The organism is Desertimonas flava (genome assembly GCF_003426815.1).
Classification (GTDB): domain Bacteria; phylum Actinomycetota; class Acidimicrobiia; order Acidimicrobiales; family Ilumatobacteraceae; genus Desertimonas; species Desertimonas flava.
In genome coordinates this window covers 19,563-42,955 of sequence record NZ_QKYK01000015.1, presented here as the reverse complement: position 1 = coordinate 42,955, position 23,393 = coordinate 19,563, and the positions used below count along the sequence as shown (strand labels likewise).

The 23,393-nt window shown below is 68.9% G+C and carries 18 protein-coding genes and 2 tRNA genes; 7 read left to right on the top strand and 13 right to left on the bottom strand.

From position 1 onward, the window contains the following. Window positions 1–202: 202 nt before the first annotated feature. Both DN771_RS30900 and DN771_RS17095 read left to right on the top strand, forming a co-directional pair. The gene (locus tag DN771_RS30900) at window positions 203–1,186 is read left to right on the top strand and encodes a beta-ribofuranosylaminobenzene 5'-phosphate synthase family protein (protein ID WP_227462392.1); all 984 of its coding nucleotides are present in this window, start codon (window positions 203–205) and stop codon (window positions 1,184–1,186) included. Continuing rightward, on the top strand, window positions 1,183–2,460 hold the full coding sequence (locus tag DN771_RS17095; RefSeq protein WP_162942051.1) for a caspase family protein: 1,278 nt from the start codon (window positions 1,183–1,185) through the stop codon (window positions 2,458–2,460). The genes DN771_RS30900 and DN771_RS17095 overlap by 4 nt, the downstream gene beginning before the upstream one ends. 483 nt (window positions 2,461–2,943) lie before the next feature. On the opposite strand, the gene mobF is transcribed toward DN771_RS17095, so the two are convergent. The 3 genes from mobF to DN771_RS30470 all read right to left on the bottom strand — a co-directional run bounded on the left by mobF (window position 2,944) and on the right by DN771_RS30470 (window position 6,666). Continuing rightward, a complete protein-coding gene (gene mobF / locus DN771_RS17090) occupies window positions 2,944–5,532 on the bottom strand; it encodes a MobF family relaxase (RefSeq protein ID WP_116998763.1) in 2,589 nt (862 codons plus the stop codon). A gap of 90 nt (window positions 5,533–5,622) precedes the next feature. After that, window positions 5,623–5,985 carry a helix-turn-helix domain-containing protein gene (locus DN771_RS17085; RefSeq protein WP_116998762.1) on the bottom strand — a complete coding sequence of 121 codons (363 nt, stop codon included), beginning with the start codon at window positions 5,983–5,985 and terminating at the stop codon, window positions 5,623–5,625. Window positions 5,986–6,456: 471 nt separating this feature from the next. After that, entirely contained in the window at window positions 6,457–6,666 is a 210-nt protein-coding gene (locus tag DN771_RS30470; RefSeq protein ID WP_227462391.1) for a PIN domain-containing protein, read from the bottom strand. Between the two features lie 217 nt (window positions 6,667–6,883). Here DN771_RS30470 and DN771_RS30465 point away from each other — a divergent pair, with 217 nt between their 5' ends. Beyond that, window positions 6,884–7,198 (top strand): hypothetical protein, encoded by a 315-nt coding sequence (locus DN771_RS30465; RefSeq protein ID WP_227462390.1) that lies wholly within the window; start codon window positions 6,884–6,886, stop codon window positions 7,196–7,198. Window positions 7,199–7,968: 770 nt separating this feature from the next. After that, window positions 7,969–9,012 (top strand): hypothetical protein, encoded by a 1,044-nt coding sequence (locus DN771_RS29615; protein WP_162942050.1) that lies wholly within the window; start codon window positions 7,969–7,971, stop codon window positions 9,010–9,012. A 158-nt stretch (window positions 9,013–9,170) separates the two neighbouring features. On the opposite strand, the gene DN771_RS17065 is transcribed toward DN771_RS29615, so the two are convergent. The 3 genes from DN771_RS17065 to DN771_RS17055 all read right to left on the bottom strand — a co-directional run bounded on the left by DN771_RS17065 (window position 9,171) and on the right by DN771_RS17055 (window position 10,631). Beyond that, window positions 9,171–10,322 carry a tyrosine-type recombinase/integrase gene (locus tag DN771_RS17065; RefSeq protein WP_162942049.1) on the bottom strand — a complete coding sequence of 384 codons (1,152 nt, stop codon included), beginning with the start codon at window positions 10,320–10,322 and terminating at the stop codon, window positions 9,171–9,173. A 111-nt stretch (window positions 10,323–10,433) separates the two neighbouring features. Next, window positions 10,434–10,506 (bottom strand) — tRNA-Glu (locus DN771_RS17060). 53 nt (window positions 10,507–10,559) lie between these two features. Continuing rightward, window positions 10,560–10,631, bottom strand: a tRNA-Gln gene (locus DN771_RS17055). A gap of 135 nt (window positions 10,632–10,766) precedes the next feature. Between DN771_RS17055 and pip the strand changes: the two genes are divergently transcribed. Both pip and DN771_RS17045 read left to right on the top strand, forming a co-directional pair. Beyond that, window positions 10,767–11,744 carry a prolyl aminopeptidase gene (pip, locus tag DN771_RS17050; protein ID WP_116998758.1) on the top strand — a complete coding sequence of 326 codons (978 nt, stop codon included), beginning with the start codon at window positions 10,767–10,769 and terminating at the stop codon, window positions 11,742–11,744. Window positions 11,745–11,937: 193 nt separating this feature from the next. Next, entirely contained in the window at window positions 11,938–12,306 is a 369-nt protein-coding gene (locus tag DN771_RS17045) for a hypothetical protein (protein ID WP_116998838.1), read from the top strand. Between the two features lie 24 nt (window positions 12,307–12,330). Here the strand turns inward: DN771_RS17045 and DN771_RS17040 are convergent, their stop codons facing one another. The 7 genes from DN771_RS17040 to DN771_RS17010 form a co-directional block, all read right to left on the bottom strand. Then, the gene (locus DN771_RS17040) at window positions 12,331–13,257 is read right to left on the bottom strand and encodes a YdcF family protein (RefSeq protein ID WP_116998757.1); all 927 of its coding nucleotides are present in this window, start codon (window positions 13,255–13,257) and stop codon (window positions 12,331–12,333) included. A gap of 7 nt (window positions 13,258–13,264) precedes the next feature. After that, a complete protein-coding gene (gene gltX, locus DN771_RS17035; protein ID WP_116998756.1) occupies window positions 13,265–14,710 on the bottom strand; it encodes a glutamate--tRNA ligase in 1,446 nt (481 codons plus the stop codon). Window positions 14,711–14,785: 75 nt separating this feature from the next. Next, a complete protein-coding gene (locus DN771_RS17030; RefSeq protein WP_116998755.1) occupies window positions 14,786–19,558 on the bottom strand; it encodes an NAD-glutamate dehydrogenase in 4,773 nt (1,590 codons plus the stop codon). 116 nt (window positions 19,559–19,674) lie between these two features. After that, on the bottom strand, window positions 19,675–20,904 hold the full coding sequence (locus tag DN771_RS17025; protein ID WP_116998754.1) for an alpha-hydroxy acid oxidase: 1,230 nt from the start codon (window positions 20,902–20,904) through the stop codon (window positions 19,675–19,677). Window positions 20,905–20,919: 15 nt separating this feature from the next. Next, complete coding sequence (locus DN771_RS17020) at window positions 20,920–22,050, bottom strand: 5-(carboxyamino)imidazole ribonucleotide synthase (RefSeq protein ID WP_116998753.1); 1,131 nt, start codon at window positions 22,048–22,050, stop codon at window positions 20,920–20,922. 2 nt (window positions 22,051–22,052) lie between these two features. Next, window positions 22,053–22,571, bottom strand: coding sequence for a 5-(carboxyamino)imidazole ribonucleotide mutase (gene purE, locus DN771_RS17015; RefSeq protein ID WP_420810932.1), 519 nt, complete (start codon window positions 22,569–22,571; stop codon window positions 22,053–22,055). After that, complete coding sequence (locus tag DN771_RS17010) at window positions 22,568–22,954, bottom strand: pyridoxamine 5'-phosphate oxidase family protein (protein ID WP_116998836.1); 387 nt, start codon at window positions 22,952–22,954, stop codon at window positions 22,568–22,570. Before DN771_RS17010 ends, purE begins: the two co-directional genes overlap by 4 nt. A 40-nt stretch (window positions 22,955–22,994) precedes the next feature. Here DN771_RS17010 and DN771_RS17005 point away from each other — a divergent pair, with 40 nt between their 5' ends. Further along, window positions 22,995–23,375: a DUF2237 family protein gene (locus tag DN771_RS17005; protein ID WP_205528636.1), complete on the top strand. Its 381-nt coding sequence runs from the start codon at window positions 22,995–22,997 to the stop codon at window positions 23,373–23,375. Window positions 23,376–23,393 lie beyond the last annotated feature (18 nt).

The following is a 23,393-nucleotide window of genomic DNA, read 5'->3' as shown; positions in this document are numbered from 1 at the left end:
CTCGCTGATGCAACGCATCGCCGCAGCGCGAACAGCGCTTGGACCAGCGACGTCTAATGTCAGCGCTCGCACGCCTCGCACCGTCCGATAGCGACGCAGCCGCTCGTCGACTCACCGGCCGGTGAGCTGCCCGGCAGCCCCATGTAGCGGAAGATCTGGCTAAAGTGCTGAACGACGTATCGAGGCGCGGGGTGCATTGGTAGTGATTGAGACGAGGCCACTGGCGACTGTTGTTGCGCCAAGCCGACTCCATTTTGGGCTTTTCGTGGAGTCAGAGGGCTACGGGTTCGTGGATGGCGGGTCCGGCGTTGCACTCTCTACGCCGTCGCTCGAACTCACGGTTGAAGTTGCCGAGGGGGACTCGCTTCGTTGTATGGCCCTGACGCAACCGCGCAAGCCGCCTTGGTTGATCGAGCTCTCGCGAGGACTAGGTCTACCGGGCATCAGCGTGGACGTCCAGAAGCACCTACCGCGCCACGTAGGACTCGGCAGCGAAACCGCTCTGCGGATGGCAGTCGCTCGCGGCGCAGCCGCAGCTGCGGGCATCCCCGTCAACTCGCGCTCGTTGGCAGGATTCGTACAGCGCGGTGGAACGAGCGGAGTTGGGGTGTACGCCGGCGAGTTTGGCGGCTTCATAGTCGATGAGGGGCATTCTGCAGTCGAGAAGGTCAGCTTCGGTCCATCGAGTGCAGCGCTGGCAGCTCCTCCATCGCTGAGGTTGGCCGTCTCGCCTCCAACTCGACCATGGGTCGCGTTGCATATGCGACCAAAGGGCCATCGCGGCTTGTCCGGCGCCAGCGAGCGAGCGTTCTTCCGCGAGCACTGCCCGATCCCGCGCCAGGAGACTGATCAGATATTGCGTCTGGCGGAGACAGTGCTTCTCCCTGGTCTTCAGTGCGCGCATTTGGATGCAGTCAACTTCGCTCTCGAGCGACTTCAAGCCCTCGGGCTGAAAACTCGCGAGTGGGCAATACAGCCCGCGCCGGTGCAACGCCTTCGGCGCTCGTGGCCGCTCCAGCAGCCCTTGTGCCTGAGCAGCCTTGGGCCGACAACATTCGCACTCGTTCCAAAGGAACTGGCATCCTACTCATTACGAAGACTTGAGCATATTATGCGTTTGTTTGCTGTCAGCGTGTCGGAGTTCTGGTCGCCAGACAACACCTCGCCGAAGCTGTCAATTACGTGACTCGCCTACTGATCGCCGCTGGCGTCGACCATTACGATGGGCCATTCAGCGACCTGCTGTACTGCGCGGCCGACGCAAGTGACTTTGTCTCGAGCATTCGCGGCAGAATAGACGACATCGACATCATTGACTCACTTCAGGGTCGGGTCGATAGTCAAGACTTCTCCGCTGCGCTCGATCTCGTGGCAACTTCGCACCTCACGCCGTCCGATACCGTAATCGTGTTCTTTGCTGGGCACGGATTCACAGCAAACGGAGCAGACTTTCTCACCTTCTCCGACACTCGTGGCCTGAATGAAGCGCTCAATGTGCATGAGGTGATCGGGGCTATGCGTCTCTCAGGCGCCGGTCGACTCTTGCTCTTTCTTGATTGCTGTCGCCTGAATGCCGAGAGCGGCGCCCGCAACGTCTTTCAGCCCTTTCGGGGCGCGACTATTCGGGACACTATGCACGACGTCGCAATCTTTGTGGCCTGCGGAATCGGCGAAGCATCGTACGAGAATGAAAGACTCTCGCACGGCTTGTTCTCCTTTGCCTTGATTGAAGCTATTAACTCTCGTATGAGCGACACACTTTCAGAGCTGCACCAGGTTGTAAGGGACAGGGTCGGAACACTCTGCAGTGAGTACGGGCATCAAAGCCAGACGCCTGAGCTGAGGGGTCCGTTCTCACTGGCCTCGTATGACTTTGTGGCTGACAAGACCGTGGTCCTTCGACGCGGACGCCGCCAAGTCCTGGTTCTAACCGGCCCTACGAACGCTGGCAAGACAACTATCGGCCGGGAGGTTGCCGCTCGACTGGGCTGGCCGCTCGTCGAGATGAGCACATACGCCAAGCGTCGGTTCGACAATCAGCTCGCTCGCGTCTATCCGACTATTCAGGATTTCGTCGAATTTGAACTATGGGGAGCCGGAGACTACGACATCATCGCCCGCGATGCGCTGGCGGATATCGCGGGTGCTGAGATTGGGGTCGTTATCGCGGGAGCGCGGAGGCCGGAGGAGGTTGAAGCGATCCTCGGCAGCGACTTCGAGTGCGTGCAGTTGTATCTCTACGCGTCGGCCCGTGAGCGTTACGCGCGATACCTTTCCGATGTCGACGACTATTACTCGATGCCCTTCGCGGATTTCTTGCGACGGAACCTTCGAGAGTACGGGTGGGGACTCGCCAGCACCGCCCTCCTGCACGGAACCACAATCCTTGAGACCGATGGCAATACGGTCACCGATTCGGTCGAGTCTGTGTTGGCTGCGATCAACGAACGCCTCGGTTGAACTACCCATAGGCGCTCCTTCGGGATTGACCAGGCGGCGTTGGCCGCCAACACACAGCCAGACTCGGTCCTCAAGTCATCTACTCCGACAACGACGTCGGAGTGCGTTGCCGAAGCGCGGGGCGACGCCTTAGTCATTTGTTCATGCTGGGGGGTATGTGCGCGCTAGAGATCGCGCGTCGGCTCGCGTCGGTGAACGTCGTAGCACCGATCTCGAAAGCGCGGGCCGGTTCGTCGCGTTGTCCGATATCGAGCACCCGACAACCGTCGATCAACGACTGCGAGTGCGTGATCGAAGCGCCGGTCATGGATGCTTCCGAATGTCATCACCGAAGGACATCGTGCTTCGAAGCCCGGCTCGCGGGTTTCGGCGTCTCCGAGCATCGACAGGGGACCTGATCGCCGGCAATCTCGGACACGGCGCAGCGGAGATAGCCGGGACCGTTCGGTGCCGAGGTCGGCGGGATTCGCCCCTCGCCTAGCGCTACATCCCGACCTGAAGGCCGTCGATTGCGTGACTCGGGGCGGCGGCGCGGAGCGTCCGTTGTTGGCTGATTGCTGGTAGGTCGGCGCGGTCGACAGCGACGACTCGCTCGAGCACGTCGCGGGCGGTCTCGTCGCCGTCAGCGTCCGTGACGACGTGCATGGTGTTCTCGGTTCGTCCCCGTGTTGCGCCGACGTAGAGACCGCGTCGTGTGGTTGCGCTGCTGACGACCTGGAGACCGACGGTGACGGTGTCGCCTTGGTGACCGTGCTCGGTGGCGGCGTAGCAGAGGCGGACGTGCTCCCGGACGTACTCGACTGGCAAGTGGACAGTGGCCCTGCCGCCAAGTCGCTGCGCGGTGAGGGTCCCGTCCGCGTGCGTGCAGGTGACGGTCCACAGTTGCCGGTTGCGGACGTGATCGCTGCTGCTGTCGGTGATCGTCCGGTCGTTGCGGCGTGTCGCGACGACGTCTCCGGAGTGTGCACTCTCGCCGCCCGCGATGGCGATCGCCGAGCTCGGGTCGAGCTGGCCGGCGACGAGTCGTGCGTGCTGGATGGCGGCGTTGACGGCGTCGACGTGGTCGTTGGTCGACGCGGCGATGGCAATCGTGTCGCCGCTTGCAGTCGTGTCGATCCATCGTTGGGCGATCGTCTGGAGGTGTCCGTCGAAGGTGTCGGCGATGATGCGTCCGTTGGTCTCGTAGGCGTCGAGAGCGGAGGGGTCCCCGTGGCGGAGCCGGAGTGAGGCGGCTGCTTCCCACGCCTGGTCGAATCGGTGGATGCGCTGGAGCTCGTGGCGGTACCCGGTGAGGCAGAGTTCCTCGAACAGGCCGCCCCGGCCGACGGCTTGGAGCTGTCGGTGGTCGCCGACGAGCACGAGGCGGCACCCGAAGCGATCGACGAGGTCGACGAGTCGTGCGAGGGCGTTGGTGCCGATCATGCCGGCCTCGTCGACGAGCACGGTGTCGCCGCGACGGAGCAGGAATCGAGGGTCCGGGCGTCGGTCCGTCCGGGCCCATTCGTGGAGGAGCTTGGCGACCGTGTCGGACTCCACCCCGGTCTCGCTGGCGAGGACTCGGGCCGCCTTCGCCGATGGGGCGAGACCGAGCACTCGGCGTCGGCGAAGCGTGAGGTCGGCGACGGCGGAACGTAGCGCGCTGGTCTTGCCGGCGCCGGCAGGGCCGACGACGAGGACGAGACGATCGTGCCCGGCGACGGCCGCGGCGGCGTGGGCCCGGAGGAGGTCGAGCTCGTCGGTGTCGGCGGTCGGGGATGGACGGGTCGTGCCGGCCTGGGCGTCGGCGGCCCAGTCGAGCACGCGTTCTTCCTCGGCGAGGACCGTGTGGCTGGTCAGGTGCGCCGAGATCGGCTCGAGCCAGACGGACCGCCCGTCGGACTGCCGCCGGGTGGCGGCAGCGGTGGGGTCGAGTTCGACGCAGAGGTCGACGGCCTGTCGGCAGGCGTCGTCGAGCGCGGCGGCCCATTCGGTGCCGTCGAGTGCCGTCACGGGTCGTCGTGTGTCGCACAGGACTCGCATGATGTCGGGCTGCGACCACGCCGACCCGTTGACCGACAGCGTGTCGATCACATCACTGAGTCGAACGTCGACATCGTCCGCCGGGCCGTGCGCTCGGGCTGCCGCCTGGATCGACACTTGGAGCCGATCGGCGGTCCAGCCGGTGTCGGCGGCTTCTCGCCGCCATCGATCCCGAAGGTCCGGTGCTCCGTCGCCCGACTTAGCGCTGCGGGTGTTCGTAGCGGCGGCGCGGGTGAGCGCCGCTCGTTCGCGCCGTGTCGGGTCTCGTCCTTGCTCGCGGCGGAAGACTTCGATGCGGGCGCCGAGATCCCGGTCGATCGTCCTGGTCCGTTTCGAGAACGTGGCGAGCAGCTCGGGTGGGGCGCCGGCGAGTTCGGCTTGACCGTTGACGATGTCGCCCCACGTGACGCCGAGCCGGTGGCTGAGCTCGTTGCGCAGCACGGACTGGTAGAGGCCGCCGAGTGTCCGCTGGTGCCGCTTCAGGAACCGGGCGTCGAGCGCCATCCAGCGGCCGTCGCCGGTCTGCACCTTGGCGGAGATCACGGTGTGGGTGTGGATCTGCGGGTCGTCGGCTCGCGAGGTCGTCTGACGGAACGTCGCCATCGTCAGCCCGAGCGTGTCGAGATGGAGCCGTCCGCCGTTCGAGCGGACGCGCGTGGTCGCCCCGTACCGCTCCAGATAGTTGAGCGTCGCGGTGACCGCTGTGTCGTGGGCGGCGAGGAGCCGATCGTCGCCGGTGAGTGCCCACAACACACTGAGCGACTTGGGTGCCGAGAACGTGGCGTCGAATCCGGAGACGGCACGGATGACGTTGTCGTTCGAGGTGGCCCGGTCGACGAGCGAACGTCCGAGCTTCGAGCCGGTGATCGGGTCGTGGCCTTCGAGCAGCGCTTGCAGCGAGGAGGCGTCGACCGCGCCGTCGAGGCCGAGCAGGGTGGCTTGTCGGCCGGTCCACCGGCCGGGGACTTCGCCCGGCGCGGCGGTCAGGTAAGTGGCGTAGTAGGCGGCGGTCGCCGCTGCCGTCGAAGCGTTGAGGGTTGTCACCCGAAGCATCGGCCCGACCCGATCTTCGACCCGAACCCGATCGCGGGCACTTGTCTGCCAGAACCAAACCCGCCGTCACCGACCACGAGGCCCACCTCCTCAACCGGCCGGGAACAGCGGCGGCTGAACGGATTCCGGCCCACCGCGCCGCTGGCGGCCACCTCGACGCGGCGCGACACTCCCACCGCGGTCGTCGACGACGGCGGCCCGGCGGGGCGGCGCGCCGTCGCCTCGACCGCTGACGGTCACCCCGCCGCGGCGGAGCCGATCGGCGAGCTCGGCACGAGGGACGCGAAGCGTCCGCCCGACCCGCACGACCGGGATCCCAACCTCACCACCGCTCGCCTCGAACCGGCCGACGAGCTCGTAGGCGAGCGTCCGACCGATCTGCAGCAGCCGGGCAGCCTGCTCGACCGTCAGCAGCCACGGCTCGCCAACCGGCGAACCGTCCGGAGCCGGCATCTGGCCCGTCGAAACGACCGGGCCGGCCTGCGGCGTCCGAGGCCCAACGGACACGACGACACGGGACGGACCGTCCCGGCCGCCGGCGGCGCCGTCACCGGTGCCAGCCGTCGCTCCAGGAGCGGGGCCGCCGTCGACTCCCGACAGCGCCGAGCGACGCCTCCGACTACTGCGACGAATGTCGGCGTGATGTTGCTGCTCTGGCCTCACACTCGCTTAAAGCGCGGCGGCCCAACCGGAACGCGACAGCGCGTCTGGAGCCCAGCGTCACGGTGAGGTGGCGGGCGCGACCGATCTGCTACATCGTGAGTGCTCGTCCCAGTAAGCACGCGACGTCCAGCCGGTGAACCCATCCGGAAGGTTGGTAGCCGGTCGACATCGCCGTCCCGAGGGGTGTCGCGGGCCGCGTCCGGAGACGCCCCTGGCCGCGGCCACCACGGAGCGTCCTCGATCGCCGGGCGGTGGCGCCGGTCAGATCGCGATCACGTCGATCAGGCCGTCGCGACGAGGGAAGTCATCGGCGTTGCGGGTGAACAATGGCAGATCATGGGCGAGTGCCGTCGCCGCGATCAGCCGGTCGACAGCCCGGGGGCCACGCGCCTCACGACCGGCGACGGCTGCACATACACGTCCATAAGCGCGAGCCGTCGCCGCGCCTATGGACGACAGCGGATCGAACACGACCTTTGCCCAGTGTCGGGCGATCTTGCCGTCGGGCCCGCTCGGCAGGATTGTCGCTGGCGTGAGGACCCGCGCCCAACTCCGCAAATCGTCAACGCGGAGAAAGCGAGTTCCGCGGGCAAGAGGTCGTCATCGAGATACGCGAGGTCGATGACGACAGAGGTGTCGATCAGTCCTCGCCCAAGGTCTCAGCCACGGGATGTCGCATCCTGTCCACGTGGCGATCGAGGTCGGCTCGGAACTGGGCGCGGTCGAGGCGGGCAGCGCCGACGAACTCTGCTCTGACCTGCTCGAGACGGACGAACTGCCGCCGTCGAAAGGGGATCAGCTCGCCGACGGGCACGCCGCGTCGTGTCACGACATAGGTCTCGCCGTTGTCCAAGCGACGCATGATCTCGCCACTGTCGTTGCGCAGCTCAAGTTGTGTGATCGTCTGACTCACAACGACATATGTAGCACCGGTGCTATCTGGTCGGCGTCCGATGCCGGGACCGCCGGCAGTGCAGGACCGATGGGAGTGAGCCAGAATTGAGCACATCGTGCCCTGCGACAACGCCTGGCGTGCGCGTAGCGGCAGCTCTGTGCGTGCGATGCCTCACTCCGCTAGTCCTCGTCGCCCGCGTCTTGTCCGCCACGGTTGTGTCAACGTGTAGTGACTGCCGGTGCGCGGTCAAGGACGGGGGTAGCAGTTGCAGGACGTCGTTAAATCTCTGCTGAATGACTTGCGCCACCACTCGGTCGAACGTTGGGACGGGACTTGGCGATCCGGACCAGATGCCTGGCAGGAGCTGATCAACGCTCACGACGCGGTTGCTCAAGCGTCGGTGGCTTGCGCGGACGCGCTGCCCAGCGGCGAGTGGCTACGGTTCGTCCGTAGCTTGCCCGCCGAGCGCCTGGCGCCTGGCGCTTCGCTTGACTCAACCCCCTTGCTCATTCGTGATCTCGTGACTTGCTTGACTGCGCAGTCACGCACCCCTGTCAGCTCGGGCGGCGCAGTCCAGTTTGGAGGCGCCCGATGGAAGCAACACGACGACAGGATTGTTACTCAACTCGAAGGGCTGCTCGCTGCAGCGCGGGTAGTGAAGTGGATGCAGTCAGCATGTTGGTGGATCGGTAAAGGAGCTGCGGTCCGACTCCCTGGAAAAGGTGGCCGGCACCCGTACGACGTTGACGTTCGGCCGGCCGTGCGCAGGCGTGTCGAGGACTTCGACGCGGGTCCGGGCCACGGCCTGCTCGGCGCTCTGGGCTCAACTGCCGAATGAGCGACGTCAGGACCTAATCGAGGCAGCATCGGACCCGTTAGTGATCGCGATCGTCATTGAGCAGCCCGACTTCTTCCCCAGCTTCCGCATCTTTGGTGGACCGGCCGGCTTTCACGCTGCCCCGTTCGAGGCCCTTTGCACGGTGCGGTTCGGATCATTGGCAGGATACTTCAAGCAAGCTGTCGCGGCAGGGTCCGGGGCAACACCCGACCTCGACCCGGTCGCCTTCGGCTGTCTGGCCATTCTGTCGCTTCTGTTGAGACTACCCGTTCGCACGCGACTCGGAGTTTCTCCTCCCGTCGACAACGTCGTGATTCATTCCCAAACCCAGGGCTTTCACGCAGCACCTCGGGATTGGCTTGAGCAGGAGTTGACCTGGGTTGTCTCGACCCTCCGTGCGTCTCTCAAAGCTGCCGGCATAGAAACGGCCAGTCAGACTACGGGTTCGTTAATCGACTTGCTCGCGGCCGTTCCTCCCGAGTTGTTTCCATCTGTCGGGCCTCCGCTGCGGCCACTTGACGGCGGGTGGATTGCGATCGACTTCGTTTCGACGACAAAGCAACTCAGGAACTATCTCACCCGTCCGACAGCGGGCGGCCGCGAAGCAAACCTTTGGGCGAGGCCGTTTGAGGACCAAGTGCAGGCCATCATCGACGGCACCGTCTGGTCACCACCAGAGGATGTACGGTCGTTGAGGGGCCGCACATTGCGATTGAAAAATGAATCGTTGACCGACGTCGACGCATTGGCCTCTGATGGTGATCACCTCATCCTTGTGGATGCGAAGGCCAGGATGCCGCGAGCGTCGCTATGGCAGGGCGAATACACGGCGATCCAAGCCGATGACAAACACGCTACGGCGAGCCTCGCTAACTGGACTCGGGTTCTCAAGGCCTTGAGGACTTCCCCAATCGGCGACAACTACGACCTCTCTAGATTCAAATCGATCGAAGGGGCCGTGTGCTACCCGTACCCCGTGTTCACTCTCGCTCCGCAGGCGGCCACACAGCTCCGGTGTGCTGCCGTCCGGATGCTTACATTCCCGGAGGAACTGCGCGACGCATTTCGCTCGACCAACCGGTGAGCCTCCGGCCACGTGGCAACGGTGCGCGCGCCAGGTCGGTCCCGCTGGATCGTCGGCTGATGCGAACAGCGCGTTGACTCCCGGACAGGTTGGAAGGTGACCAGGCAGCACCGAATCCCCGATCGAGCGCTCCCTCGATGAGTCGCTGTACGCCCATGTCATCGGTCGTGGCCATCGTGGGTATCCCCGGAGATGAGGCCTCCCATGATGTCGGCGGCGGCGCGGTCGGAGTCCTCGAGGAAGTGGGCGTAGACGTTGAGCGTGGTGGCCGCGTTGCGGTGCCCGAGCCGCCCGGCCACGGTACGCACGTCGACGCCGGCGCTGAGCAGTTGCGTGGCGACGAAGTGCCGGAGGTCGTGGAGGCGCACTCCGGTGAGGCCCTCGGCGGCACACAGCCGCTTGAACCCACGCGAGACCGAGTCGGGGTACCACGGCTCGGAGCCGTCGGCGGCGTTGCTGAAGACGAACGATCCGACATCGAGCGCGGTCCCGCACCGATCGGCGCGCTCGGCCATGAGCTCGCGGTGCGCTCGGACGAGGCCGACCGTGCGGCTGTCGAGGGCGACCCGTCGGGCGGCATGAGTCTTGGTGTCCTTCTCCACCAGACCGTCGGGGCCGTTGACGACGCCGCGCTCGATCCGTACGATGCCGGCCGCGACGTCGACGTCGTGCCAGCGGAGAGCGACGAGCTCGGAGCGCCGGGCTCCGGTCGCCGCCGCGAGCATGAGGAAGCACGCCAGCTCGGGCGACGTCTCCTCGGCCCGTTTCAACACGCCGGCGAGCTCGCTTCCTGATGGCGGCTTGATCTCCTTTTGCGGAACGCGCGGCGGAGTCGTTGCCGCCGCCGGGTTGACTCCGATCCAGCCCCACTTGACGCCCTGGGTCAGCGCGCGGCGCAGGATCCCGTGGATGCGGCGCACGGTGGCCGGCGACAGCGCTCGCCCGCCGGCGCCTCCTGACGTCTGCAGCTGCCGGTAGAAGCGATCGAGATCGCTCGCCTTGAGCTTGGTCAGCGGCACGTCCCCGATCTCGGGCAGCAGGTTGCGGTCGATGAAGCCCCGCGTCTCCTTGACGGTCTTCGGCGAGAAGTCGCGCACGGCCTGGTCGAACCACGCTTCGAGCAGCTCACCCACCGTCGAGTTGGTGCGCACCACCAGGCCGCGCTCGGCTTCGGTGACCATGGTTGCGAGGGCCCGCTGCGCGGCGCGCTTGCCGGCACGCACCGTGCGAGTCGCGTAGCGCTGCTTGTCGGTCACCGGATCACGGCCGAGGTAGACCCGCAGCTCCCACGCGTCGCCCCGCTGTCGCATGAACCCCTTCATTGGCGTGTCTCCAATCGATACATTGGCACGCCATTGGCAACACGGGGTGAAAACCAGCAGAGGCCCTCCGGAGAGGGCCTCTGACCTGGGGTTTCTTCGCAGCCCGTACGGGATTCGAACCCGTGCCGCCACCTTGAGAGGGTGGTGTCCTAGGCCTCTAGACGAACGGGCCGTGCTGCGGTCCGCCACGCTATCGCGTGGCGGCGAGGTTCCCGAGGGAACCAGCTGGGGAGAGAGGAATCGAACCCCTAATAACAGAACCAGAATCTGCTGTGTTGCCTGTTACACCACTCCCCATGGAGTGACCCTGTGGCCAGGGCGACCACCGAGTGTATCCGTGCCGACCCACTCGCCAACCGGCCGTGACCGGCAACCTGGGCACAATCAGGCGAGTGCTTGCACGTTCGACCCCGATGCGGCGAGGGTGTGCGGATGAGCGACGAGCGCGACCTGGACGCCATCTTGTACCCGGCCATCGAACCGTACGAGAGCGGCCTGCTCGACGTCGGCGACGGCCACCACGTGTACTGGGAGCAGTGCGGCAACCCCGACGGCAAGCCAGTCGTGTTCCTCCACGGCGGACCGGGCGCCGGGTGCACGCCCAACCAGCGGCGCCTGTTCGACCCCGAGCGCTACCGCATCGTGCTGTTCGACCAGCGCGGCTGCGGCCGCAGCACCCCGCACGCCAGCGCGCCCGACGCCGACCTGTCGACGATCACCACCTGGCATCTGGTGGCCGACATCGAACGCATTCGTGAGGAGCTCGGCATCGACCGCTGGCAGGTGTTCGGCGGTTCGTGGGGGTCCACGCTCGCCCTCTCCTACGCCGAGACGCACCCGAGCCGGGTGGCCGAGCTGGTGGTCCGCGGGATCTTCACGCTCCGCAGGGGCGAGCTGCGCTGGTTCTACCAAGAAGGGGCCAGCTGGGTGTTCCCGGAGAAGTGGGAGGAGTACCTCGCCCCTGTCGCGCCCGAGGACCGGCACGACCTGATGGCCGCCTACCACCGCCTGCTGTCCGATCCCGACCCGGCCGTGCACGGGCCGGCCGCCGTGGCGTGGAGCTCGTGGGAGGCGACGGGGATCTCGCTACTCCCCGACCCCGAGCTCGTCGCCACGATGAGCGAGCCGTCGTACGCCACGGCGTTCGCCCGCATCGAGAACCACTTCTTCGTCCACGACGGCTGGTTCCGCGAGAACCAGCTGATCGACGACGCCGTACGTCTCGCCGACATCCCCGGCGTGATCGTCCAGGGCCGCTACGACATGTGCACGCCGGCGGCCACGGCCTGGGCGTTGCACAAGGCGTGGCCGCGTGCGGAGCTGACGATCGTGGACGACGCCGGCCACGCCTTCAGCGAGCCGGGCATCGCCCGAGCACTCGTCGCGGCCACCGACCGCTTCGCCGGCTGAGTCGACCGCGCGTGCGACACTGTGTCATGACCGACACCGGATCGACCTGGCGACCATGGTGACCTCGAGCGGCGAGTCGTCGGGGGTCACCGACAGCGTCGGCGTGACCGAGAGCGTGGCGGTCGCCGGAAGTGCGGACGTCGACCACAGCGTCGCCGTGGCTGGCAGCGAGGCGACGACCCGCAGCGTTGCCGTGGCGGGCAGCGCCGGGACAGCGGCGAGCGTCGCCGTGGCGGGGAGCGCCGGGACGGCCGGGAGTGTGGCGGTCGCCGGCAGTGCGGGGACCGCCGGGTCGGTCGCTGTGGCCGGCAGCGCCGGGACGGCCGGGAGTGTGGCGGTCGCCGGCAGTGCCGGCACGGCACTGAGCATCGGTGTGATCGGCAGCCTGTTCACGATCCTCGGGGTCGGCATCCGCCACTGCATCGGCACCGTCGCCTGCATCCGCTGCCGCCGGTGCATCGCGTGCGTCGGCTGCATCGACTGCGTGGACTGCATCGGCTGTGTCGGGTGCGTGGGCCTCCGCGGTGCGGTGGGACGGCACAACGTGCGCGCGGCGGCCTGACCGGACCGACAGTCAGGCGCCGCCTCAGATCCGGTCGAGGCCGATCAGCCGGCCGACGGCGATGCCGACGGCCTCCTGGACCTCGTGACGGAGCTCGGTGCCGCCGGTCACCACGCTCGACGGCGTGGGCGAGACGTACGCCGTCAACCCGACGTCCTGGGCGATGAGGCGGGAACGCAAGGAGTGGAACGGATCGGTCACGATCAGCACCCGGCCGAGCCCGCGGGCCGCCAGCAGGTCGGCCACGCCGGCGAGCGATTCGTACGTCGTGCGTCCGTTGTTCTCCCGCACGATGGCCCCGTCGGGCACCCCGCGCTGGTTGAGGTAGGCGGCCGACGCCTCGGCCTCGGTGAAGCGGTCACCGGCCTGCTTGCCGCCGGTGACGACGACGATCGGGGCGAGACCCTCGGCGTACAGCGACGCGGCATGGTCGAGCCGGGCAGCGAGCTGCGGCGACGGTGTGCCGTCGTACTGCGCGGCGCCCATCACCACGATGGCGTCCACCGGCCGCGCCTGGTCGCTCCGCCCCGTCGACCACACCTGGACGAACGTGACGCCGAGATACACGACGACGGCGACGAACGCCAGCGCCAGCAGGCGAACCGCCAGGCGACCGCGACGGCGCGGGCGCCGCTTCACGGCAGGGCCGCTCTGTCGACGCCCGGCCGGGTTCGGTCGGGGCGAGCGGGCCTGGGGCGGACGGGCCCGGGGCGAACGGACTTGGCGCGAGCGCAGGATGCGCCGCCGCGGGCGGAAGTCGACGAGGTCGTCGACCCCGGCCATCTCGCCGAGCGGGATCGGGCGGATGATGCCGACGGGCGTCTCGTCGCGTCGAGACGCATCAGCGAACGTGTCGTCACGTCGAGAACCATCGGCGTTCGTGCCGTCTCCACCTCCATCACCACCACGGCCGCCAGAGGGCGTGTCACCTGGCGGCGGGGCGATCGCCATCGCCGGCTCAGTGGTCCTGCTGGACGATGTGGGCGATCGCCAGGTCGAGGCGACGGATCGTCTCGTCGCGGCCGAGCACCTCGAGCGACTCGAACAGGGGCGGCCCGACCGAGCGCCCGGTGACCGCGACGCGAATCGGCGCCTGCGCCTTGCCGAGCTTCAGTTCGTGGGCCGTGGCGACATGCTCGAGCGCACCCTTCAGCGTGTCGGCATCCCACTCCGCCGTGCTGTAGGCCGCGGCCGTCTCGGCGAGCACGCCCCGTGACCACGGCTGGTGCATCGCCTTCTGCCACGACGCCTCGTCGTAGGCCACGTGGTCGGTCATCAAGAAGTCGACCATGCCCGGAGCCTCGGCCAGCGTGACGACACGGGTCTGGATGTGCGGGGCCATGGCGACGAAACGTTCGCGGTCGAACGAGTCTGGGATCCACGGCTCGCAGGCGGCGACGAAGTCGTCGACACTCAGCATGCGGATGTAGTCGCCGTTGAACGCGGCGAGCTTCTTGAGGTCGAAGAACGCCGGCGAATGGGTGACGTCCTCGAGACGGAACGCCGCCTGCATCTCGGCCCAGGGGACGATCTCGGTGGCGTGCTCGTCGTTGCCGTCGTGGCCCGCCTGGCGCGGCGCCCAGCCGAGCGTCATCAGGTAGTTGACCATCGCGTCGGCGAGGTAGCCCTCGTCGCGGTACTGCTCGAGCGCCACCTTGTCGCGTCGCTTCGACAGCTTCTTGCGCTGCTCGTTCACCAGCACCGGCACGTGGGCCCAGACCGGCGGCGTGTGGCCGAGGGCGTCCCAGAGCAACTGCTGCTTGGCGGCGTTGGTGAGGTGCTCGTCGCCCCGGATGACGTGGCTGATGCGCATCTCGACGTCGTCGACGACGTTGGCGAGCAGGAACATCGGCGCGCCGTTGCCGCGCAGCAGCACGAAGTCCTCGATCGCGTCGTGTTCGAACGTGACGTCGCCGCGGATCACGTCGCGCACGACGGTGGGCCCGCCGTCGGGCACCCGGAAGCGCAGCACCCGACCCGGACCGGGCTCGAGGCCGCGGTCGCGCGAGTAGCCGTCGTAGCCGGGCTTGCCGTTGGCCTTGGCGCGCTCTTGGATCTGCTCGCCGGTCAGATCGCAGTAGTACGCCTTGCCCTCCTCGTAGAGGCGCTGCGCCGCGGCGACATGTGCCTCGGCGTACTGGCTCTGGAAGTAAGGCCCCTCGAACACCGGATCCTCGTGATGGATGCCGAGCCAGGCCAGGGCGTCGATGATGCCCTGGGTGGCCTCGTCCTGGTTGCGCTCGAGATCGGTGTCCTCGATGCGCAGGACGAACCGGCCGCCCTGCTGCTTGGCGATCGCCCAGTTGTAGAGCGCGGTGCGGGCGCCGCCGACGTGGAAGAAGCCGGTGGGGGACGGGGCGATCCGCACCCGGGGCGCGGGGGTCGAGGAGGCGTCATCGGACATGCCGGAGAAACGCTATCGGCGCCCCACTCCCCCGCCGGGGACGCCCGGGCGTCGGGTGCAGCCGGCCGGCCGGGGTCAGCCGGTGGAGGCGACGGAGAGGTTGCGGAGCTGGCGCAGGGCGACCGACAGCGTGGTGAGGTCGTATGTCTCGGCGCGCCGGATCTCGGTGAGCATGCCGCCGACGCGGGCGACCGCCCGGAGGTTGGCATCCATCCACTCGTCGACGTCGCCGCCTGTGGCCGTCAGACACGCCTCGGTGAGGGCCGCCAGCGTGGACAGCAGGTCGTCCCGGACGGCCGAGCGGGCCTGGGTCTGCCAGCGATCCGAGCGCGGCAGGGCACCGATCGCCTCCCACAGCCACATCAGATCGAGCTCGTCGAACAGCCGCCACTGCACCGCCGCGGCGTCCGACACCGACCGGCCACACACCTCGGCGAGGTCGACGAGATCGAACCCGGTGTGCAACAGCGGCCAGACCCCGGCCCGCTCGGCGAGCGCTTCGGGCACGCCGGCGGCCAGGCGGGACGCCTCGCCCGACAGCACCACCTCGGCCATCCGCCCACGGAGCGCGGCACCGAGCGACCCGGCGAGGGTCTCGATGTCCGGGCGGTAGCGGTCGGCGAGGGCGGCCGGATCGTACGGTGGGCGCCGATGCCGCAGGATCCACAGCGCGGCCCGCTCCACCATCGTTCGGCACTCGAGGAACAGGTCGAGCTGAATGTCCAGCTTGACCGACCCGTCGAGGCCGTCGATCTCGGCCCACAGACGCGGAAAGCCGAACACCTCGCGAGCGACGATCCACGCCCGCGTGACGTCGACCACCGATGCCCCCGTGTCCTCGGTCATGCGGTGGTCGAACGAGATGCCCGACAGGTTCACCATCTGGTTCACCACCACGGTCGACACGATCTGCCGACGCAGCGGGTGGGCCTCGATCGCCGCCCGGAAGCGCCCACGTAGGGGCGTCGGGAAGTAGCGGACGAGATCGTCGACGAGCAGCGGAGCGTCCGGGAGGTCCGTCCCGACCATCTCGGCCACGTTGGCGTTCTTGGTGTAGGCGATCAGCACGGCGAACTCCGGCGCGACGAGCCCGCTGCCGGCCAGCTGGCGCTCGGCGATCTGCTTGTCGGTGGGCAGGAACTCCAGACCGCGGTCGAGCCAGCCCTCGGACTCGAGCACGTCGATGTAGCGGGCGTGGACATTGGCCATCGGCGCCGACTGGCGCCGGGCCATCACCAGCGCCAACGCCTGAGCCCGGTTGTGGGCGAGGACGAGGTTGCCCACCTCGTCGGTCATCGACGCGAGCAGCTCGTTGCGCTGCTTGACGGTCATCTCGCCGGCGCTGACGATGCCGTCGAGGAGGATCTTGATGTTCACCTCGTGGTCGCTGCAGTCGACGCCGGCGGAGTTGTCGATCGCGTCGGTGTAGATCAGTCCGCCCGCCAGCGAGTACTCCACGCGGGCGCGCTGGGTGAACCCGAGGTTGCCCCCTTCGCCCACGATCCGGCAGCGCAGCTCGTTGCCGTTGACGCGGAGTCCGTCGTTGGCGCGGTCGCCGACCTCGGCGTTGGTCTCGTTGGAGCCCTTGACGTACGTGCCGATCCCGCCGTTCCACAGCAGGTCGACCGGCGCCTTGAGGATCGCCGAGATCAACTGGTCAGGGGTCATCGGTCCGGGGTACTGGCCGGCATCGACGCCGAGGACCGCACGGGCTTCGGGACTGGGGTCGATCGACTTCAGCGTGCGGGGGTACACGCCGCCACCCGGCGAGATGAGCGACGGGTCGTAGTCGGCCCACGACGATCTGGGCAGTTCGAAGAGGCGCTTGCGTTCGGCGAACCCGGCGACGGCGTCGGGGTTCGGGTCGATGAAGATGTGCCGGTGGTCGAATGCGGCCACCAGCCGCAACGCCTGGGAGCGCAGCATGCCGTTGCCGAAGACGTCGCCCGACATGTCGCCGATGCCCACGGCGGTGAGCGGCTCGGTGTCGGCGTCGCGCCCGAGGACACGGGCATGGCGGCGCACGCTCTCCCAGGCGCCGCGGGCCGTGATGCCCATCGCCTTGTGGTCGTAGCCGACGCTGCCACCCGAGGCGAACGCGTCGCCGAGCCAGAAGCCGTACTCCACGGCGATGGCGTTGGCGACGTCGCTGAACGTCGCCGTGCCCTTGTCGGCCGCGACGACGAGGTAGGTGTCGTCGCCGTCGTGGATGACGGTGTCGGGCGGGTGGACCACGGTGTTGCCGTCGGGACCGGCGACGAGGTTGTCGGTCAGGTCGAGGAGGCTGCGGATGAACGTCTGGTAGCACTCGACGACCTCGGCGCGCGCGGCGTCGGGATCGGACGGCGGTCGCTTGACGACGAAGCCGCCCTTGGCGCCCGTCGGCACGATGACGGCGTTCTTCACCATCTGGGCCTTCATCAGGCCGAGGACCTCGGTGCGGAAGTCCTCGCGGCGATCACTCCAACGCAGGCCGCCGCGGGCGATCGGCCCGCCGCGCAGGTGGACGCCCTCGACGCGCGGCCCGCAGACCCAGATCTCGTGGGCCGGCCGTGGCTGCGGCAGCTCGGGGATCGCCGCGGGGTCGAACTTGAAGGCGATCGACGGGCGGTCGCGGTAGTAGTTCGTGCGTACCGTCGCGTCGATCAGCGTGAGGAACATCCGGCAGATGCGATCGTGGTCGAGGCTGGGGATCTCGTCGAGCGAGGCATGGATCCGCGCCCGCACCTCGGCCTGGCGCGCCTCGCGCTCGTCGCCCGGAACGTCGGGCCGGAAGCGGGCTTCGAACAGCTCGACGAGCGCCGCCGCCAACGTGTCGTTGGCGTCGAGGGTCTCTTCGATGTAGTGCTGGCTGAACGGGAAGCCGATCTGCCTGAGGTACTTGGCGTAGGCGCGCACCATCGCCACGTGCCGCGCCGTGAGCCCGGCGCTGAGCACGAGGCGGTTGAAACCGTCGCTCTCCACGGCGCCACGGACGAGGCCGACGAACGCCTCGCGGAGATCGGCGACGCGTCTGTCGTCGAGCACCACGCCCTGAGGCACGCGCACGCCGATGTCGTAGAGATGCACCCGGCCGTCGCCGGATGCGCCGGCGACGTGGCGAGGCCTGAACACGAACGGCTGCTCGTCGAGCGCGACGAAGCCGAGATGATCGAGTAGCGGGAGGAGCTCGGACAGCGCCATCGGGGTTCCGTACCGGAACACGCGCATCCGCCAGACGCCTGGATGAGCGTCGACGTCACGGCCGAGCGCGGTGACGAGGTCGCTCGCCCCGCTCATCACCTCCTCGATGTGCCGGAGGTCGGTGACGGCGTGGTCGGGGCTGACGGCGGCGCGATACGCAGCTGACGTGGAGTCGCCGAGCAGGTCGTAGAGGCGGCTCCCGGCGACCTCGCCGAGCTCGGTGATCGCCGCGGCGCGGAGACGGTCGTTCCACGACGTGGACTGCTCGTCGATCGCCGCCTCGAGTCGGTCGATGTCGGCGCCGGCCGCGGCGTCGGGCCGACGGACGCTGACGGTGACGCGGGCGAGCGAGCTGCTGGCCACCAGCGACTCGAAGGACCGCTCGTGGGCGCCGTACGCGTCGGCCACGATGCCGGCGATGCGTTCGGGGAGGTCCGCGGTGAAACGGCTCCGGGGGAAGTACACCAGGACCGTCGTCCAGAGCCCCACGGGTTCGGGCACCTCGAACACGCGGACGCGCCGTCGCTCCTGGAGGCCGACGATGTCGCGCACGAGGTCGGCGACCTCCGCCGACGAGAGCTCGAGCACCAGGTCGCGGGGCAGGTTCTCCAAGACGGTGCGCGCCGATCGGCCTGAATGCGTGTGGGCGCCGGTCCCGACGAGATCGAGGTGGGCGGCGATCTCGTCGCCGAATCCCGGGATGTCCAGCACGCTGGAGCGCTGGGCGGCCGTGGAGAGCAGGCCGACGAACCGGTGCTGGAGCGTCGGGTCGGCCTCGTCGCGCACGATCAGCACCGTCTCGCGCTGGGGACGGAACACGGTGGCGACCAGATCGGCTCGGGTCACCACGGCCGGCCGTTCCTCGGGCCCGGACCGCGTCGGGAACGCGACGGCGGCGATCGCTTCGTCGTCGGCGTCGCGCAGCTGGCCGAGTCCGGATCCGGCGACGGCGGTCACCGATCCGTCGGCGGCGACACGCGTGTCGATGGCGCCGAGGAACACGAACTGCCCGCGGGCGAACCAGGTGAGGGCAGGATGGACATCGACGTGGTCGAGCAGGCGCTTCCGCATCGCGTCGAAGTCGCCGACGACGCGTCCTACCTCACCGATCGCTGCGCGTAGATCGGCTTCGAGCGCTCGCGCCGTGGCCGGGCCCACCCGGTCGATCTCGATCTGTGTCCATGCCTCGACGACGGCGTTGCCCGGGCTCTCGTCGCCGCTCTCCGGATCGAGGGCGGCGACGTCCTGCATGGTGTTGTCGGCGTCGCGCTGCACGAGCAGCATCGGATGAACGAGCAGGTGGATGTCGAGACCGTGGTCCTCGATGCGCATGCGCATCGTGTCGACGAGGAAGGGCATGTCGTCGGAGACGAGGAACACGACCGAATGGGGCGACTGCCAGCCATCACGCTCTCGTTCGGGGGACACCACCCGCACCACCGGCTCGGCGGGCGCACGCGTGCGCCCGAGGTCGAGATGGGCGACGGCGACGGCGTAGATGTCGTCGATCTTGCGGTCGTCGACGTCGTCGTCGGGAAGTTCTCCGTAGTAGAGACCGAGGAAGTCGCCGAGCAGCGCATCCCCTGGGCGGCGTACCGCGCCGAGCTCCCGGAGGCGGTCGAGCGCCTCCGACACGTTCTGGTGGGCCGGCGTCTGAGCCTGCATGCCCGATGAACCTCCCGCCTCGACCACGCTGTCGAAGCATCGAGATGACTGGTTGTTGCCAAGTCAGCGTAGCCATGCCCCTGGCGGGCGACCGGCCGCCCCGCGACCGCGTGCCGTCAGCGGGCGTCGGCCACGAGATCCGGGGTGAGATCGGCGACGGTGGTGGCCCCGATGAGGGCCATCGTGCGGCGAACGTCGGCCGCCAGCAACGACAGGAGGTGGTCGACGCCGCGCTCGCCGCCCGCGCCGAGGGCGTACAGGTAAGCCCTCCCGGCGAGGCAGGCGGTGGCGCCGAGCGACACGGCCTTGACGATGTCGCTGCCCCGCCGCACGCCGCCGTCGCAGTAGATCTCCAGCCGCCCGCCGACGGCGTCGGCGACCGGGGCGACGAGGTCGAGGATCGCCGGCGCGTCGTCGAGCTGCCGGCCGCCGTGGTTGGACAGGGCGATGGCGTCGATCCCTTCGTCGGCGGCGATGCGGGCATCGGCCACCGTCTGGATCCCCTTGAGGACGATCGGGCCGTCCCAGACGCTGCGCATCCACTCGATGTCCGCCCACGACATCGACGGGTCGAACTGCGTGTTGACGTAGTCGGCCAGCGTCACGGCGGTGCTGCCGTCACCGTGCGCCTCGGCGGCGCTGCGGCTCGTGGCCACGTTGGCGAAACGGATCGGTTCGGACCGCACGAACCGCCACGTCCAGCCGGGATGTAGGGCTCCGTCGATGATCGTCTCGAGGCCGATCTTCGGGGGCAGCGAGAACCCGCGGCGCACGTCTCGCTCGCGGCGGCCGAGCACGGCGGTGTCGACGGTGGGCATGAGGGCGTCGTAGCCGGCCGCCTTCGCCCGTTCGATCATCTCGCGAACGAGGCCGCGGTCGCGCCACACGTACACCTGGAACCAGCGCCGACCGTCGCCGCTGGCCGCGGCGACCTCCTCGATCGAGCGGGTGGCGAGCGTGGACAGCGTGTAGGGGATCCCGGCGCGCGCGGCGGCGCGAGCGACGGCGAGTTCACCCTGCGGGTCGGCGATGCGGGTGAACCCGGTGGGCGCGAGGACGAGCGGCAGCGGGACCGGCTTGCCGAGCACGGTGGTGCCGGCATCCACCTTGCCGACGTCGCGCAGCACCCGCGGCTGGAAGTGGCGGCGGGCGAAGGCGTCCTGGTTGGCCCGGGCGGTGCGCTCGTCCTCGGCGGCCCCGTCGACGTAGTCGAACACGCCGCCCGGCAGGCGCCGCTGGGCGAGCCGGCGGAGGTCGCCCACGTTGGCCGCCTTGGCCAGCGACCGCTTCACGGGGTCGATCTCGAACCGGCGGAACTGGAGCACCGAACGCAGCGTGCGAATCATCATCGTGCGTGAACGCTACGCGCTGGCGACGGCGGCGCGAAGAGCGCGGGCCTGGATTCCGGCCGCGGTCGGATCGTCGGCGACGACGGTGACGTGGCCCATCTTGCGCCCCCGCCGGGCCGCCGACTTGCCGTAGAGGTGAAGGCGGGCGGCCGGCTCGCCGAGCACCGGCGACCAGTCGGGATCGCCACCGTCCGGCCAGAGATCACCGAGCAGGTTGACCATCGCCACGGCCGGTGCCGTCAGCGTCGTCCCGCCGAGGGCGCTGCCGGTGATCGCTCGGATCTGCAGGGCGAACTGATCGATGCCCGCGGCATCGAGCGTCCAGTGCCCACTGTTGTGGGGCCGCGGTGCGAGCTCGTTGACGAGCAACTCGCCGTCGCTGACGAAGATCTCCACGGCGAGCACCCCGACGTAGTCGAGCGCCGAGGCGATGGACTCGGCCAGGCCGGTGGCCGCCTCGGCGAGTTCCGGCTCGATGCGCGCCGGGACGATGGTCAGGTCGAGGATCCCGTCCCGGTGTTCGTTCTCCGCCACGGGGTAGGCGACGAACGCACCGTCGGCCGAGCGGGCGCACACCACCGACAGTTCCACGTCGAGCGGCACCCGGCGCTCGACCACACAGGCCGCGCCGCCGAGCTCGCGCCACGCCGCGGCGACGTCGCCGCCGTCGTTCAGGGCGATCTGGCCCTTGCCGTCGTAGCCGAGCCGGGCCGACTTGACGATCACCGGCCCGTCGAGCGCGGCCGCTCGGGCCAGATCGCCATCGACCACGAGCGGCGCCCATGGAGCGACGGGGATGCCGTGTTCGGCGAGGAACGTCTTCTCGGCGATGCGGTCCTGGGCGACGGCGACGGCCGCCGCGGACGGCGCGACGACGGTGTCGGCGGCGAGGCGCTCGAGGGCGGTGGCCGGCGGGTTCTCGAACTCGGTGGTGACCACGGCGCACTCGGCGGCGAGGCGATCCAGCGACTCGGGGTCGTCGTAGGCGGTCACGAGGTGGACGTCGGCGACGCGTCCGGCGGGGGCGGCCGGGTCGGGGTCGCACACGATGGTTCGGTAGCCGGCGATGCGGGCGGCGATCAGGGCGTAGCGACCAAGCTGACCGCCTCCCAACATGCCGATCGTGGCCGGCGGCCCGACCACGCTCACGCGTCCGGCAGCTCGAGCGTGTCGCCCGATGCCGCCGCCTCCTCCCGACGCTCGGCCCGGTAGGCGTCGAGCGCCGCCGCCAGCTCGGCATCGTCGGCAGCGAGGAGGGCGACGGCAAAGAGGGCCGCGTTCGTGGCGCCGGCCTCCCCGATGGCGAACGTGGCCACCGGCACCCCGGCGGGCATCTGCACGATCGACAGCAGCGAGTCCTGACCCTGCAGATGGCGCGAGGCGACGGGGACGCCGAGCACCGGCACGGTGGTCTTGGCCGCGAGCATCCCGGGGAGATGGGCGGCGCCCCCGGCGCCGGCGATGATCGCCCGCAGGCCGCGCGACCTCGCCGACTCGGCGAAGGCGAACATCTCGTCGGGCATGCGGTGGGCGCTGACGACCGTGGCTTCGTGGGCCACCCCGAACCGCTCGAGGATCGCCGCTGCGCGCGACATCGTCGGCCAGTCGCTGGACGAACCCATGACGACGGCCACGAGCGAGTCGGACGCCCCCGCCATCGTCATTGACCGCGCTGACGAACGGGCGCGATGCGCACGACGACGCGCTCGCTCTGGATCTCGCCCTGGTAGGGACCGCCCGTGTAGCGCTGCGAGAGGGCGTCGATGTGGGCCCGGGCCTCGTCGCCGCGCACCTCGCCGACCACCTTGCCGCGCACCTCGGCATAGGAGTACGGGTTCTCGGCGTTCCACACCGTCACGGTGACCTCGGGGTTGGCCGTCATCGCCTTGTACTTGGCCCGGTGGGTCTCGGTGTTGATCAGGAGGTGCTCGTCGTCGGCATCCACCCACATCACGTGGTTGAGGATCTGGCCGTTCGACAGGTGGATCGCGAGAGCGCCGAAGTTGCGGCCCTCGGAGGCGAGCTTCTTGATGGAGGGGTCGAGCATGGATGCCACGTTAGGGCGCCGGCTGTGATTCGCTGTATCGATGGCGATGTCCGGGAGCCCGCAGCGCAACGTCCTCGGCGAGGAACTGATCGCCTGCTCGATGGACCCGGTCACCGGCTACTACCGCACGGGGTGCTGCGAGAACCACGGAGATGACCCGGGGATGCACGTGGTGTGCTGCCGCGTCACCGAGGAGTTCCTCGCCTTCTCGGCCGAGCAGGGCAACGACCTGTCCACGCCGGCGCCGCAGTACGGCTTCCCCGGGCTGCGCCCCGGTGACCAATGGTGCGTGTGTGCCGCCCGGTGGGCCGACGCCCTCGTCGCCGGCAAGGCCTGCCCCGTCGTGTTGGAGTCCACGCACGTGTCGGCCCTGGAGTTCGTCGACCTCGCCGACCTCCGGGCCCACGCGGCGACCCCGTAGCCGGGGCACCTCACGGTG

What these genes read in the sequence shown, in the direction of transcription:
- mobF (WP_116998763.1), bottom strand. Translation starts at nt 5,532, where the DNA reads ATGCTTCGGGTGACAACCCTCAACGCTTCGACGGCAGCGGCGACCGCC.
- DN771_RS17085 (WP_116998762.1), bottom strand. Translation starts at nt 5,985, where the DNA reads ATGCCGGCTCCGGACGGTTCGCCGGTTGGCGAGCCGTGGCTGCTGACG.
- DN771_RS17065 (WP_162942049.1), bottom strand. Translation starts at nt 10,322, where the DNA reads ATGCGACAGCGGGGCGACGCGTGGGAGCTGCGGGTCTACCTCGGCCGT.
- pip (WP_116998758.1), top strand. Translation starts at nt 10,767, where the DNA reads ATGAGCGACGAGCGCGACCTGGACGCCATCTTGTACCCGGCCATCGAA.
- DN771_RS17040 (WP_116998757.1), bottom strand. Translation starts at nt 13,257, where the DNA reads ATGGCGATCGCCCCGCCGCCAGGTGACACGCCCTCTGGCGGCCGTGGT.
- gltX (WP_116998756.1), bottom strand. Translation starts at nt 14,710, where the DNA reads ATGTCCGATGACGCCTCCTCGACCCCCGCGCCCCGGGTGCGGATCGCC.
- DN771_RS17030 (WP_116998755.1), bottom strand. Translation starts at nt 19,558, where the DNA reads ATGCAGGCTCAGACGCCGGCCCACCAGAACGTGTCGGAGGCGCTCGAC.
- DN771_RS17025 (WP_116998754.1), bottom strand. Translation starts at nt 20,904, where the DNA reads ATGATTCGCACGCTGCGTTCGGTGCTCCAGTTCCGCCGGTTCGAGATC.
- purE (WP_420810932.1), bottom strand. Translation starts at nt 22,571, where the DNA reads ATGACGATGGCGGGGGCGTCCGACTCGCTCGTGGCCGTCGTCATGGGT.
- DN771_RS17010 (WP_116998836.1), bottom strand. Translation starts at nt 22,954, where the DNA reads ATGCTCGACCCCTCCATCAAGAAGCTCGCCTCCGAGGGCCGCAACTTC.
- DN771_RS17005 (WP_205528636.1), top strand. Translation starts at nt 22,995, where the DNA reads ATGGCGATGTCCGGGAGCCCGCAGCGCAACGTCCTCGGCGAGGAACTG.